General features: G+C 39.8%; 12 protein-coding genes and 1 pseudogene. 3 read left to right on the top strand and 10 right to left on the bottom strand.

Annotated features, from left to right (window positions below; all coding sequences use genetic code 11):
• Positions 1 to 12: 12 nt before the first annotated feature.
• From LF886_RS19340 to LF886_RS19360, 5 genes and pseudogenes are all read right to left on the bottom strand, one after another.
• On the bottom strand, positions 13 to 642 hold the full coding sequence (locus LF886_RS19340; RefSeq protein WP_236851200.1) for a DUF4141 domain-containing protein: 630 nt from the start codon (positions 640 to 642) through the stop codon (positions 13 to 15).
• A gap of 41 nt (positions 643 to 683) precedes the next feature.
• Positions 684 to 3,181, bottom strand: a pseudogene (locus tag LF886_RS19345) (TraG family conjugative transposon ATPase).
• A complete protein-coding gene (locus LF886_RS19350) occupies positions 3,178 to 3,510 on the bottom strand; it encodes a DUF4133 domain-containing protein (protein ID WP_236851201.1) in 333 nt (110 codons plus the stop codon). The pseudogene LF886_RS19345 and the gene LF886_RS19350 overlap by 4 nt, the downstream one beginning before the upstream one ends.
• Before the next feature lie 10 nt (positions 3,511 to 3,520).
• A complete protein-coding gene (locus tag LF886_RS19355; protein ID WP_410685143.1) occupies positions 3,521 to 3,826 on the bottom strand; it encodes a DUF4134 domain-containing protein in 306 nt (101 codons plus the stop codon).
• 231 nt (positions 3,827 to 4,057) lie between these two features.
• On the bottom strand, positions 4,058 to 4,828 hold the full coding sequence (locus LF886_RS19360) for a hypothetical protein (RefSeq protein ID WP_236851202.1): 771 nt from the start codon (positions 4,826 to 4,828) through the stop codon (positions 4,058 to 4,060).
• Positions 4,829 to 5,132: 304 nt separating this feature from the next.
• Between LF886_RS19360 and LF886_RS19365 the strand changes: the two genes are divergently transcribed.
• Complete coding sequence (locus tag LF886_RS19365) at positions 5,133 to 8,207, top strand: DEAD/DEAH box helicase (RefSeq protein ID WP_236851203.1); 3,075 nt, start codon at positions 5,133 to 5,135, stop codon at positions 8,205 to 8,207.
• Positions 8,208 to 8,353: 146 nt separating this feature from the next.
• Here the strand turns inward: LF886_RS19365 and LF886_RS19370 are convergent, their stop codons facing one another.
• The 4 genes from LF886_RS19370 to LF886_RS19385 are packed head-to-tail and all read right to left on the bottom strand — an operon-like array spanning position 8,354 to position 10,862.
• Positions 8,354 to 8,986 (bottom strand): hypothetical protein, encoded by a 633-nt coding sequence (locus LF886_RS19370; protein WP_236851204.1) that lies wholly within the window; start codon positions 8,984 to 8,986, stop codon positions 8,354 to 8,356.
• A 34-nt stretch (positions 8,987 to 9,020) separates the two neighbouring features.
• Complete coding sequence (locus tag LF886_RS19375) at positions 9,021 to 9,656, bottom strand: conjugal transfer protein TraD (protein WP_236851205.1); 636 nt, start codon at positions 9,654 to 9,656, stop codon at positions 9,021 to 9,023.
• Positions 9,657 to 9,681: 25 nt separating this feature from the next.
• Positions 9,682 to 10,086 carry a DUF3408 domain-containing protein gene (locus LF886_RS19380; RefSeq protein WP_236851206.1) on the bottom strand — a complete coding sequence of 135 codons (405 nt, stop codon included), beginning with the start codon at positions 10,084 to 10,086 and terminating at the stop codon, positions 9,682 to 9,684.
• Positions 10,087 to 10,097: 11 nt separating this feature from the next.
• Positions 10,098 to 10,862: a ParA family protein gene (locus LF886_RS19385; protein WP_410685146.1), complete on the bottom strand. Its 765-nt coding sequence runs from the start codon at positions 10,860 to 10,862 to the stop codon at positions 10,098 to 10,100.
• Positions 10,863 to 11,563: 701 nt separating this feature from the next.
• On the opposite strand from LF886_RS19385, the gene mobA reads away from it, so the two are divergent.
• Positions 11,564 to 12,001 carry a conjugal transfer protein MobA gene (gene mobA, locus LF886_RS19390; RefSeq protein WP_236851207.1) on the top strand — a complete coding sequence of 146 codons (438 nt, stop codon included), beginning with the start codon at positions 11,564 to 11,566 and terminating at the stop codon, positions 11,999 to 12,001.
• Position 12,002: 1 nt separating this feature from the next.
• Positions 12,003 to 13,286: a conjugal transfer protein MobB gene (mobB, locus tag LF886_RS19395; protein WP_236851208.1), complete on the top strand. Its 1,284-nt coding sequence runs from the start codon at positions 12,003 to 12,005 to the stop codon at positions 13,284 to 13,286.
• 81 nt (positions 13,287 to 13,367) lie between these two features.
• Here mobB and LF886_RS19400 read toward each other — a convergent pair whose 3' ends face one another.
• Positions 13,368 to 13,805, bottom strand: coding sequence for a hypothetical protein (locus LF886_RS19400; protein WP_236851209.1), 438 nt, complete (start codon positions 13,803 to 13,805; stop codon positions 13,368 to 13,370).
• Positions 13,806 to 13,885 lie beyond the last annotated feature (80 nt).

A 13,885-nucleotide genomic window follows, 5' to 3' on the forward strand; every position in this document is an offset into this window, starting at 1 on the left:
GAGTAAAAGGGCTTACCAATATTTCTGATTACCCGTTCCATAGAGCTGGAGCACACGCTGTGCATCATTTTTCTTTTTGGCCCTGAGATAGCTCACCGAAATATTCTTATTGGTGTAGTAGCGTACGAGCTTATGGTATTCGCTCACCTCCTTATAGACCTTATCAACAATCTCCATACGCTCCTTATCATTTAAGGAAAGGCTTGAAGCATTAATGATTTGTTTGAGATCTTTAAGCAGATCTCCACTTTCATTCAAAAGCTTTGAATAGCCAAAGGCAATTGCAGTAAGCTCCTGCGCTGAAAAATTGGGATCATTCATCATCTTTCCGAAACTGTTAACATACAGTTCCGAGATATTTCCAACCATAAGGACGGTCTGCTGAACCTTTCGGGCATCTTTGACCAGATTGTTGACCGCTTTAAGTTTGTCGTAGTATTCTTTACCCTGGTCATAGACTCTTTTAACTTCCTGAAAGCTTTTAAGCGTATTGCTTACCGTACTGGAAGTCTGTACAATTTGTTCTGCAGAGTTGACAATACCTTGTGCGAGATTCGTAGGGTCAGTAACGACCCATTGTGCTTTTGCTGGTGAGAACGCCAATAACAGGGCTGTACTCACCAATACCATGAATTTTTTCATTGTTTTTGGATGTTAAATAGGTTATGAAATCGTTGAAATCTTTATTGATTTTCTTTTTTGTCAGCAGCTATTCTTTTGATGGCCAGTTCGACATTACCACCGAGCTCCTGAGCAAGCTGCATCACTTCGAGCTTTTCCGTTTCTTCAGTTGTATAGGCCAGGTACTCTTGCGCGGACACTTCAGTAGCATACACTGCAGAGTGGGTTCCCCCAGCCCGATCCATACCTCTTTATAAAATCGCGATGGATCATTATTCATATTGATGGAGAGTACCTGTGCCTTTTCTTTATCGGTCAAACCGAGCATCGCCTGGATATCATCAAACTTGTTCATATACTTACGCTGATCAAGCAGGATTTTACAGTCGGAATTATTGATAATACTTTCTTTGACAATCGGCGAGCGAATAATGTCGTCAACCTCCTGGGTCACGACGATGGCCTCACCAAAGAATTTTCTGACCGTCTTAAACAAATATTTTAAATATTCCGCCATACCCTCCTTGGCAATCGCCTTCCAGGCTTCTTCAATTAAAATCATCTTTCGGATGCCTTTTAGCCTTCTCATCTTGTTAATAAAGACCTCCATAATGATGATGGTGACTACCGGAAAAAGAATTTTATGTTCCTTGATCGCATCAATTTCAAACACGATAAAGCGTTTAGAAAGAAGGTCAAGCTGTTTCTCGGAATTAAGCAGGTAGTCATATTCACCGCCCCTGTAATAAGGCTCAAGGACGTTTAGGAAATTAGCAATATCAAAATCTTTTTCACGAACCTGCTTTTCTTCCAGGATCTTGCGATAGCCACCTCTCACATAATCATAAAAACTATTGAAAGACGGATATTCATTTTGGCTTTTAATCTTTTCTATGTAACCACTTACCGCATTGGACAGCGCAACTTCTTCAGCCCGGGTTGGCGGTTCATCATCCCTTTTCCAGAGCGTCAGTATCAGGGTTTTGATACTTTCTCTTTTTTCAATATCGAACACTCCATCATCGGTATAAAAAGGATTGAAGGCGATCGGATTATCTTCGGTATACGTAAAATAAACTCCGTCCTCACCTTTTGTTTTTCCTTTGATCAGCTCACATAGTCCCTGATAAGAATTTCCCGTATCAACTAGAAGTACGTGAGCGCCTTGCTCATAATACTGCCTAACCATATGGTTTGTGAAAAAAGATTTTCCGCTCCCTGATGGTCCCAGAATAAATTTGTTCCGGTTGGTGATAATCCCTTTTTTCATCGGAAGATCAGAGATATCTAAATGAATAGGATTTCCGGTCAACCGGTCTGCCATCTTGATTCCGAAGGGGGAGAGTGAATTTTGATAATTGGTCTCTTCGGTGAAAAAGCACAGAGCAGGTTCGATGAACGTATAAAAACTTTCTTCACTTGGAAAGTCACCGGCATTGCCAGGAATCCCTGCCCAAAACAGTGTCGCAACATCTGTGGTATTATGACGGGGTTTGCATTCCATCAGTGCCAATGCACTGCCTGTATCATTCTTCAGCTGCTTCAGTTCAACAGGATCATCAGACCATGCCATCACATTAAAATGCGCTCTTATCGAGGAAAGACCATAGGAATGGGCTTCATTCAAATACTGCTCGATCCATTCTTTATTGATCTGGTTGCTTCGGCTGTATCTTCCAAGGGAGTGCATATTCCTGGCTGATTTTTCAAACTTCCTCAGGTTATCCTCACTGTTATCAAGGAACAGGTATTGATTGTAGATATGATTACAGTTGAGCAGTAAGCCCACCGGAGCGGCAAAAGACAAACGGCAGTCGCTTCGGTCGGTCGATAATTTTTCGTACCGGAGATCCGTAGAAACGGTTCCCGGCAGATCATCGGTATCAGACAGCGTATGAAGACAAAGCCTGTTATTACCGATACGCATTTCTTCTGCTCCCAGGGCAATATCCTGTAATGATGTTCCGGGTTGTCTTGACAGCGTAAAGTACTGTTCCAATAGTCCTTGCTTACCCTCAGTTCCGATAATCTCATCTTCGGTCAGACGTTCCAATTTTATGAGTCCTGAATCGTTGACAATCCTTTCAAACTGGCTGACAGATTCCATAAACCTCGAAACCGCCTCCCGATCCCTGATCTCCTTTGGAACCAAAATTCCTTTGCAGAGGGATGAAAAGTTGCTCTGCATTCTCATTCTCTCTTTCGAAGTCTTGGTGATAAACAAATAGCAGTAATGATTCAGGAACGGTCTCTCATTGAAATGCCCCTGATAGGACTTTGCTAAAAAACTCAATCCTTCCGTACTCATATCCGGTGCGTAGTTTTCCTTGATGTACCAATCCTGTTTATGGATTACTGTATAATCCGGAAGTGTTTTTACTGCTTTATGCCAGGCAGAATGAATGGCTTCATACTCCGGAGCTGCCACCGTAAAAAGCTCCGGGAGATGTACCCTGAAACAGGCGGTAATATCAGCCTCCTTGGAAATGATACAGTGGTCTTCTACCGCCAACAGAGGAAACTTACTTTCCAGCGTGCTGGTCTTGCTCATATTTCTCATAGGGCGGGATTTTTAAGGGATGATTTCAGATAGCGATGGATAGGCTTACGGCAGATGATATATCTGGGATGGCTTTTTACGGCGTCGATTTTCATCAGCCCATGTTCACCGTATTTTTTGTTCAACTTAAAAGTCTGCCACACGATGAGTGTAGCTCCGCCACCGCCTATAAACAGGCAGATGTAGGAGTTAACCCCTGCCATATAAAGAATCATCACGAGAATGAGGATTCCCAACAACCCGCCTGCGAATATGAAGAGGTACTGTGCCTTAAGGCCCTTAAATTCCACGCTGCGCCCAATACCTTTATTGATATTATAGTTATTCATAAGGCTGCTGTTAGAGAAAAAATGAACGAAGGATCGTCGCTGCGACGATCAAAAAAATACAGGCACCAAACCAGCTTGCAGCCGTCTTACTCGTATCCGGATCACCGCTGCTAAATTTGTTATACACCTTGACCCCGCCGATCAGTCCCACGACAGCTCCAATAGCATAGATCAGCTTCGTAGCAGGGTCAAAATAAGAGGTAACCATCTGAGTGGCTTCGTTAATACCGGCAGTACCATTGCCCTGAGCAAACACCCCCGAAACTGACAGTAATACCATCCCCATCAGCAAGAGCTTTTTTCTTTGTTTTTCCATGTTAAAACACATTAATTGGTTAGTGATTTCCTGCTTTCTGCAGGCTTGGAAACAAATGTATTGGGGCATTGGAGCCTGATTTACACATTGACGCTCAGTGGAATCGTTTGGCTTTTAGTGGCGCTGAACTCAGGATTTTGAGATAAAAAAAACGTCCCATCTGTACAGATGAGACGCCCTAAATAAATGGGATGAATAGCTATTAATCCGGGTCTTATAAATCCCGAAGCTTTACATTTTTCTTCCTTTATTTTTTTGCACTTTAGGAGGCTCCGGTTTTACCTCCGGTTTCTTTATTTTTTCTTGCTTATTTTGTCTTTCGAGATTTTCTTTAATAATATCAGCAACCCAGGTTTCTCCCCATGGTAAAATTTTAGCCTCGAAATGAGATTGCAAACCAATTTGCTTTAAGTCATCCTTGATATCCCAACCGCCCATTCTGTTCCAGCCTATCGGGTCAAGGTCTTTTTGAAAGGGAAATTGTACTGCGATCAAATCTTTGGGAAATTCCGTGATCTTATCGTGGTCTGATTCAAATTCCTGAAACTCACGAGTCACAGGATTATAGGGAATAATATAAGCATTGTCTTCCTCCGAAAAGTAATGCTCAATCTCGTCGAACACGATTCCATTGGACAGGAAATCATCGTGAGGACGCATCATATCCATCTTCAGATCCACGTAGAACACATGTCCTGCAATGTCCACAGTTGGAAGCATCCCCTTGACCCGCTTATCGAAAGCTTCCTGATCGACCATCAGGTCAAAATCAGTTTTATCGGTAAGATCATCAATCTTGTATTTGGCGGACATTCCTTCCGGGTCCAATTTTACAAATTCAGGGATGATCAAACGATCATACACATATCCGTCACCAATATCACTCATATCCTCAAGGGTTATGACATTAGAAGGATTCGCCTTCTCTCTGAGTTCGAGCTTATTCACATCGACAATAAAATCAGTCCCATCCAGGTTGACTGTCGGTAATTCACGTTCCATACTATTTTTTGCTTTTTATTACAGGTTTACCATTTTCCCTTAGCAGTTGTACTCTACGTTACAAGCCAAGGCAGCAAAATTTCTTCTCTGCTTTTCTATCATAAACCCTGGTAATTGGTTTTGTTATTCCTGCTCTCTGCAGGACTGGAAACAAATGTATTAGAGGACTTAGCCGGTCATCTCGAAATGGCATTCTTTGGCACTCAGTGGCGTTAAATGGCTTAGAAACGGAATGTAAAACCCAACACCGGAATTGCAGGATAGATATTTTTTTGTAATATAGAGGCTAATAAATCACAACGCTTTGACTTCAGAACAACATATTTTAAGTTTTTGGAGGAATGTTGAAATTTTCGACCTTCCTGATTTTAATAAAGATTCTTCAATACTTAGAGAAAATACTATTTTCCCATGGCTGCAGGCAGAAAGGGCTCCTGCAAAAGAAGATTATAAATGGCAGTACACCCTAATCTTTGGCAGGATCGAAAAGAAAAAGGTCATCAATTATATTGACACATTACTGGGCACTGAAAATGAAAAACAGGATTGGGAAGATCCGATAACAGGCTATACCTGTTTATCCGCTTTGCTATTGGATGAAGATGGCAGGCCGGACGAAAGAAGTTACGTACCTGCTGCCTATGCTTTGGGGATTAGCCTTTTGGAACAAAAAGAAGATTTATCTACGATCAGTTCCGTTCTAATAAAAGCCCAGGAAGATTTTGAACTGCGCTACAATATTCCACCACAGCCTCAAACGGGCAATGAAGAACTTGCCAGAAAAGGAGATACACTCACCCCACTCCATCTTAAAACAGAACTAGACTCCCTTACAGATCATGTAAAAGGATGGAACAATAACCGTATTGAGGTCTTTTTGCTGGCCAAAGAAGTGTATAAAACTTCAAAACCTGAGACCGGTTTTTTGAATAGTTTCTATCTAACTGATTTGAGCTATTTATCAGATGTAAACCCTAAGCAATATGGAAAGACCCTTCAGGAGTATTTAAATCTTTCTATTTCAGAGAAGAACAGAAAGGACCTGATTAATGAGAAAAAATATTTATTCGAAAGCATTCACCCCAAATTAATGACGGCAGGCCGCTGGCCTTCTTCCATCAAATTTGGATTATATACCGCCCAGGCAGGTGCCCTCAACACGGTCTTCTCACAAATAGGCTATGATTTGGGGATACAGGGAATAAACGGTCCTCCAGGAACCGGAAAAACAACCTTATTACTGGATGTAATCGCAGAGATTGTAGTAAGAAGAGCCAAGGTGCTTTCGGAGCTGGGGGCAAGTAATCTATTTGAAAAAAGGCCTTCTAAAATTGAACAAGAAAATGGATGGGATTTATGGACCTATGATCTCAATGAGAAATTAATGGGTGATTACGGGATTGTAGTTGCCAGCAATAACAATTCAGCAGTAGAAAATATAACGAAAGAGCTTCCTGCAGAGATAAAAATTGACAGAGATACATTTCCTGATGCAGACTATTTTTCTGAGTCTGCCGGAAAACTTATTGAAGAAAAGAGTTGGGGTATACTCAGTGCTGCGCTAGGAAAAGCGAAAAACCGCTCCGATTTTAAGGATGCTTTTTGGGAAAGTGACAAAAAAAATGGGGTGACCGGATTTAAAGATGTCCTGATGGCGGTCTATAAGGATAAACAAAATGATCAAAGTGCAAATTTTCAAAAGAAGTTCAATGAAACAAGAGATGAACTGAGAAAGCACCTGGATAAATTTGAAGTTTTCAAACAGCAGGCCGGAACATTTCATGAGTCATTATCTGCCTATCTGAAAGACAAAGCAGAAAGAACCAGGCTACAGGATATAATAGCTGTTCTTGAAACTGAACTCAAAAAATTAGAATCTGCAAGATCAGCAGCTCTATCCCAGGAAATGAATGCAAAGGAAAGCATTGAAAAAATCCAAAAAGCAATGGATTTTTTAACAACAAACAAACCCTCCTTTTTTATTTTCCATAAGCTCTTTAACTCCAAAACCTATCAGGAATGGAAAGCACAGGCAGATAATTGTTTTAATGAGTACAATACCCTTCGAACAAAACATGAGGCTGTTAAAAGTCAGCTGGAACAAATAAACGATCAGTTGGATTCTGTCACTTCAAAAAAAGGAAAAGCTGTCCAACAAGTCATCTCCGTACATAAATCTATTGATCTGTACCTCCGCCTCAGAGAAAATCTACATTTGGAATATGGAATAGACTATCAACATCTTTTTGATGAAGACTTTGAAACATTGCCCTTAGATGAAATTCATCTTAGAATGCCCTATTACTCCCCTGCAATAGCCAAACTAAGGAGTACTATTTTCCTGCTGAGTCTTGATCTGCATAAATATGCCATTTTAAGCAATGCCGTAAAAGTAAAAAACAATCTTAATACATTTTTTGAAATGCTGACCGGAAGGGTAAACGTCGCAGCAGGCTTATCTCAAAATTTATGGAGTACATTTTTCCTTTGTGTTCCTGTGGTTTCTACGACCCTGGCTTCAGCAGGTAAATTATTTCCCAATATGAATAAAGACCAGATCGGATGGCTTCTCATAGACGAAGCTGGACAGGCGTCTCCTCAATTTGCTGCCGGAAGTTTACACCGATCCAGGCGCAGTATTATTATCGGAGATCCTCTGCAGGTTGAACCTGTAGTTACCATTCCTTCCCAATTAGTGTTTAAATTAAGGCAGGAAAATAAAGTAGATAAAATATGGTCACCCTCTCAAACATCAGCTCAACAATTGGCAGATAGAATTTCTACAACGGGAACGTATATGCAAAATGGCTTTTCAGAAGAGCTGATATGGACGGGATATCCTTTGCGTGCCCATAGAAGGTGTGACGATCCCATGTTTACCATCGCCAATAGAATTGCGTACGGTGAGCAGATGGTAAAAGCTGTTAAAGAAAATACTACAGATCATTATATTGGACCCTCGCAGTGGTTCCATATCGCTGACAACAACCCACCTATCAATAAACATGCATTAAAGGATGAGATCCAAGAGTTAAAGTCGAAGATAAACGAACTTCAAAAAGCAGGTTTCACAGGTAGTGTATATGTAATTTCACCGTTTAAAACAGTTGCCAATACTTGTAAGGCTGAATTTAAGGAAAACCCAGCAGTATCCTGCGGAACTATTCACAAGTTTCAGGGAAAAGAAGCCGATATTGTATTTCTGGTGCTGGGAAGTGACCCTGCATCTCCAGGCGCAAGAAATTGGGCTTCCCAAAAACCCAATATGCTGAATGTAGCAGTCACCAGGGCTAAAAAAAGGATTTATGTTATTGGTAACAAAACCCTTTGGGCGCAGTGCTCTTACTTTGATGAAATGGCAATTGAACTCGCAACATAAGACACATTCTCTATTGGGTTCAGGCAGTTCTCAGATTCCATTCATAGGAAGAAGCTTACCAACTCTTTGAAGAAAATAAACAGCAACCAATAAGGACATTAGTTTTTGCTAATGTCCTTATTGCTGTAGGGTCTATATCCCACAACTCATAGTTTAGGACCTTTCCTCTGCTGCTTATTTACCTTTTGCTTTATGGTAGATTCGTCAGAAACCGGTCCTGCATATTGACTCTTTTTTAATCCGGCTTCCTCTAACAATTTTTGAGGAATATTGGTGTTCATAATGATTTTCCCTCCCGTTAATTCCGAAATTATATCTTCTTTAAGAGCTCTTTTAATCATATCAGGTCCTTTCGGATGCTGAAGCAATATTCCTATAGGCTGTGTAAACTCCCACACTTCAAATGACTTACCAGGAATACCTACAACAATACCCCTTTCGATTGCCGTTTCAAGTTTCTTTTGGAACTTTTGATTTTCCTTTTCCTGCAGGTATTTCACAAGCAGCTTATCGACGTATCTTCCAAGATCCATTTTCAATTCATACTGCTCACTACCTAAGCCGGATTTTTCCGACGGCAGTGAATGACAATAGTTCTCAGCAGCAATAATAAGTTGATCCCCCCTTTCATCTACAGCCTTACAGACAGTGGGACCACCACGCCCCCGGTTAGAAACACTACCAGCCTTTACACCTTCTATATATAAGTTGGCTGAGAATGCATTGGACTCCTCACTAAGCTGCTGGCTGAAGTGAATGTTTTTCAGTTCTATTTTCATACATAATACTTTTTTAAATGAGTTAGGACGCTTTTTAAATAAAGGCTTCTATATCAAAATCATTAGATGTATCACTCCGCATAATGGAAGAACCGGAATCAGTCTCTGTTAAGGAAAGCCTTTGGTCCAATAGCTCGGCTATTCTTCTTGAAGCTCCTTCCATAGAGTTTTCCAATAGGCTGAAGAGTTCGGTTCCCTGTATTCTGTGAACAATATCTACCGCTTGTTTTTGCAAAGAGGGCTCCGGGTTTTCTGCCCGAAGCACCATCCCCACGGTACCCAGTTCTTCAAAGGTGACCCCCATGGCAAAACCTTCTTCACCATCGGAAACTCCATACCTGTTCCACTCCTCTTCTTCTTCTTTCAAATCAGGTACATCTCCAAAAACTTCATCCAGCTCTTCCTGCGGAATTTGTTTATTAAGATCTTTCTTTTCGATCTCATGATCAAAATTATTGGTTTTGTCCTCTTGCTTAGAATCTTGGCGCTCAATGGCACTATTTGGCCTCCAAAGGCGCTTAACAGGTTTTGGCAATCCCATGATATCAGGTAATGTAATGACCCGCTTTTCACGGGTGATCTTCTTTTTCTCTGTTTTTTGGATGACGATCTTATCTTGCAGCAATAAAACAATGACCACAAGAAGGCATATTACAATGAGTGTTTCCATAATGATAATAGATGAGTTTGGTTTCTTATAGGATGGGTTTGTTTCGTTCATTGAAGAAATCAGTAATATCAGTCCCGAATTCTTTGAAATGATGTTCAAAAATATTATCGATATAACTGTACAATGTTGTTTTTTCTTCCCGGGTCAATTGAACAATACGGAGTAACCGCTCGTGAAATTCAGGACGTATATAGACGACTTTGCCATTGCGACCCGATGGATAACGATTGATAAGAAATACCTCTTCATAGCTTATTTTCTTTGGGAAGTTTTCTTTTCGCCTTTCCCGGGGTTTGCCTTCTTTGGTTTCAGCATCCTGTTTGGGGATTTGATTAGTTGGGACAGATAGATTACCACTCATTATATCCATGATAGAAGCCTCATCAACAAGAGGCTTTTCAAAGCTCTTTTTAATTTTATCAGATTCCATAGCTTACCGTATTAACGTTTTATAATTCTTAGGAATTCCTCTATAAAAAGATCCATCCTGGTCATTCTCATTAACTTTTCTTCGGGGGCTAGTAAACTTGATCTGAATATATAGTTCCCGCTTTCTTCCGTTTCTTTACGGAAACGTTTACTGTCCATGATCTTTGTATTCATTACAGACAATTCCAACTCTTCAATAACAGTCTCATAGGCATCATACAGATTAGTTCTTTCCCTGCCGTCTACCTGATTCCAAAATAACCAGAAAGCTTGTTCTTTAGCCCCGGCAGTGGTCTCAGGAAGCTGAAGAAATGCTTTCGCGAAGCTTAATGTGCTTTCTATAACCAGACGATCAGCAGTTATAGGAGAAAAAATAAATTCCATACTTCTCAAGGTCGTTAGTACACCTGGAGTATTCGCAGTTCCCGGTAGATCAAAAAAAATGAAATCAAAATGAAGATCCGAGCCACTAACATACTCCGCTGCCATTTCCAACGCATCTTCAGATTTGCACCGAATAATGGGATAGGCTTTTTTATTGATATGCTGATACAGTTTTATAGCAGCTTTTTTATGATAGTCGTTCTGCATCACTGTTTTGAGATCCCTCTCCCTCATTTTATCAAGACTATACTGCGGAAAGTCGCAGTCTACTATAAGTACACTAAATCCTAACCGAAAATGCAAAACACTTGCAATAATGGCTGTGATGGTTGTTTTCCCTACTCCTCCCTTTGGGGTAGAGAAACTGATTTTTAATGGTTGTTTTAAAGTCATCAGATTAAATATTTATAATGGTTTTTATTGAAAACTGTGCAGGGATGTAAATGCATATCTGCCTATATTTTTGCATTCCCTTTTTACCGTTTGGTAAATTCCCCCTATTACTGTATTTATATGTTTCCTCATTTCTGTATGCTTTTACCGAAACCTTTGAAGTTTTGCATGAGGTAATTTTTACAATCAATATGCTTTAGCGCTTTTACAGAAGTATGCTTTTATAGTTTTACATATTTACTCTTTAGCAATTGCCCGTCCCTACAGAAACCTAACAGGTTTTCTTTCCATTTGCAGGCACATATACCTGAATGTATTTCTGTAAAACCTTAAAGCAAAGAAAGAATATGGGCATGTGAAGTAATTTCTCATGACACTCATTGGCACTCATTGGCTTCATTTGGCGCTTAGTTCAGTGGTGATTCTCTCATCACTCTGCCCGAACTTTGTCAAAAGATTTCAAAATGGAGAATGAGGATACTTATTTCAATAAATCAAAGATTCTTAAAGAACAGCTCGAAGCTGTTTTCCCTGCTATCTATAATCCGCTCCGAAGGACGGATTTTAGTGTTCACCGGAACACAGCAAGGTGTGTTCTGAGCTGCTGGAAATGAATTCCGCAGCTCAGAACCCTTGCCCTGGCCGGGAGCCGGAAAACTTCTCCGGAGTCGAAGTTTTATTACAATCATAAATGGACCAGTATGGAAAACAATAATCTGCACAGACCCAAAAAAGGCGGGCGAAATCCTAAAAAAGATCCCGCCGTATTTCGGTATTCAATTAGCTTGAATGCTGAAGAAAATGCCAGGTTTCATTCTCTCTTTGAACAGTCGGGAATGAAAATAATGGCTCATTTTATCACCGCCAGCCTCTTTCAGAGAACCATTAAAACAGTAAAAATTGATAAATCGACTATGGATTATTATATGCGGCTTACTACTTTATATGGACAGTTTAGAGCAGTCGGGGTCAATTATAACCAGATTGTAAAGCTCCTGTATCGAAATTTTTCCGAAAAGAAAGCCGCAGCTTATCTCTTTAAGCTGGAAAAACAGACCATAGAAATGGCAAAATTATGCCAGGAAATAATACGTTTGACCCGGGAATTTGAAAGAGAACATCTAAAAAAAGACCTTTAAAATGATCGCAAACATTGGAAGAGGAGAAAATTTATTCGGTGCCCTTGCCTATAATCAGCTGAAAGTGGACAAAGAAAACGGACAGATCTTATACACCCATAAGATGATCGAAACACCTGACGGAAGTTATTCCGTAGCTCAATTAGCCCGATCTTTTGAACCGTATCTCGCTGCAAATAACAAAACAGAGAAGCCGGTTCTCCATATTTCCCTCAATCCCAACTCAAAAGATCAGGTCAGTGATGAAAAATTTAAGGCTATTGCACAGGATTATATGGAGCAAATGGGGTACGGAAACCAGCCTTTTGTCGTATTTAAACATACCGATATTGACCGGACCCACATCCATATTGTGTCGGTATGTGTGGATGAAGAAGGCAGAAAAATATCGGATACGTTTGATAAAAGACGTTCAGTAAATATATCAAGAGCATTAGAACTGAAATACGGGCTGCTACTGACAACGGGGGGAAATCAATCACAAAATGACAGCATATTCCATCCTCTAGAGTATAAAAAGGGGGATCTAAAAAGCCAAATTGCTTCGGTAGTCCGGCATATTCCTACCTATTACAGATTTCAAAATATGGGAGAATACAATGCCCTGTTATCCCTTTTTAATATTACCGTCGAAGAGATCAATGGAGAATTGCATGGAATACAGAAACAAGGACTCATTTACTCTGCACTCAATGAAAATGGCGAGAAAACGGGTCATCCATTCAAAGCCTCACTATTCGGGAAAAATGCAGGAAATATCATGCTGCAGGAACATTTTTTGACATCTAAGGTATCCCTCAAAAATGACCCAGCAAAAGCATTGCTCAAAAATATTGTAGAGGTTGCCCTGCACACTTCATCAGATGAGATTGGTTTCAAAAAACAATTACTGCAGCAGGGTATTAATACAGTTGTGAGAAGAAATCCTGAGGGACGAGTGTATGGAATAACCTTTATTGATCACAATTCTAAAACAGTTTGGAATGGTTCCCGTTTAGGCAAAGAATTCTCAGCCAATGTATTTAATGAATGGTGGGTCCATAATCAAAAACCTGAGATCACAACAACAGCTTCGCAAAAACTGGTTGTAAAAGCGACACCCTTTCAAGATGCCAATACGTACGAAAAACCCCATCATCTATTTGACTTCCTCTGTAAAAATGAACCCGGCTTCATAGAGGGTCTTGGAGGATTACTGCCTGAAGCTCAGGGTGAGGATTATGAGGAGCTGATATTTGAAAATCAAATGAAGAAGAAAAAACGAAAACCTAGGCCTCAAAAATAAATGCTTTCAGCAACGTAATTAACATACCCATTTTGGTGTTTAGGGAGCTTTTTTTTAAAATTCATCAATTAATATTTTGTCTTACCATATAATATCAGTAGGTGTAAAAATTAATTCTCTACCACACATTTTTAAATAGATATCTTGGAATTCATCAATATACTGTACTTCATGAGACATCAACTCATTATAAAGTATTGTAGTGCACATTCCATGTTGGACTAAAAAGACATTATTTTCATCCATATAATAAAGTGATGGGCTGGGAAATGTTTCTTTATAATCTGAAAAAAAATGTTTAATCTGATCATGTGCTAATAATTGAAAACCAAACTCTTCTGGACTACTCACTTCCATACATGCTGGTGAAATTTTACCTGTCATTTCAATGGCACGAAATGATTCTTGAGTATTCTTCCGAACATTTCGTACAATAAAGTGATTATTATTAACACATTGAATTTCAGACAAAACACTTGCAAAAAGCATCAATCGCTTTTCTTTAAATTTATATAACATAGTATAAATTTACGTAATTTGATTCAAATCAATTTTCCCAAAACATTTTAAACACCTCTTTAATTTAATCCGAAAATCCA

Origin of the sequence: Chryseobacterium sp. MEBOG07 (assembly GCF_021869745.1) — a bacterium.
GTDB classification, from domain to species: domain Bacteria; phylum Bacteroidota; class Bacteroidia; order Flavobacteriales; family Weeksellaceae; genus Chryseobacterium; species Chryseobacterium viscerum.

Coding starts and splice junctions, on each gene's coding strand:
- LF886_RS19350 (WP_236851201.1), bottom strand. CDS start 3,510: ATGAATAACTATAATATCAATAAAGGTATTGGGCGCAGCGTGGAATTT.
- LF886_RS19360 (WP_236851202.1), bottom strand. CDS start 4,828: ATGGAACGTGAATTACCGACAGTCAACCTGGATGGGACTGATTTTATT.
- LF886_RS19380 (WP_236851206.1), bottom strand. CDS start 10,086: ATGGAATCTGATAAAATTAAAAAGAGCTTTGAAAAGCCTCTTGTTGAT.
- LF886_RS19340 (WP_236851200.1), bottom strand. CDS start 642: ATGAAAAAATTCATGGTATTGGTGAGTACAGCCCTGTTATTGGCGTTC.
- LF886_RS19385 (WP_410685146.1), bottom strand. CDS start 10,862: ATGACTTTAAAACAACCATTAAAAATCAGTTTCTCTACCCCAAAGGGA.
- mobA (WP_236851207.1), top strand. CDS start 11,564: ATGGAAAACAATAATCTGCACAGACCCAAAAAAGGCGGGCGAAATCCT.
- LF886_RS19355 (WP_410685143.1), bottom strand. CDS start 3,826: ATGGAAAAACAAAGAAAAAAGCTCTTGCTGATGGGGATGGTATTACTG.
- LF886_RS19400 (WP_236851209.1), bottom strand. CDS start 13,805: ATGTTATATAAATTTAAAGAAAAGCGATTGATGCTTTTTGCAAGTGTT.
- mobB (WP_236851208.1), top strand. CDS start 12,003: ATGATCGCAAACATTGGAAGAGGAGAAAATTTATTCGGTGCCCTTGCC.
- LF886_RS19375 (WP_236851205.1), bottom strand. CDS start 9,656: ATGGAAACACTCATTGTAATATGCCTTCTTGTGGTCATTGTTTTATTG.
- LF886_RS19370 (WP_236851204.1), bottom strand. CDS start 8,986: ATGAAAATAGAACTGAAAAACATTCACTTCAGCCAGCAGCTTAGTGAG.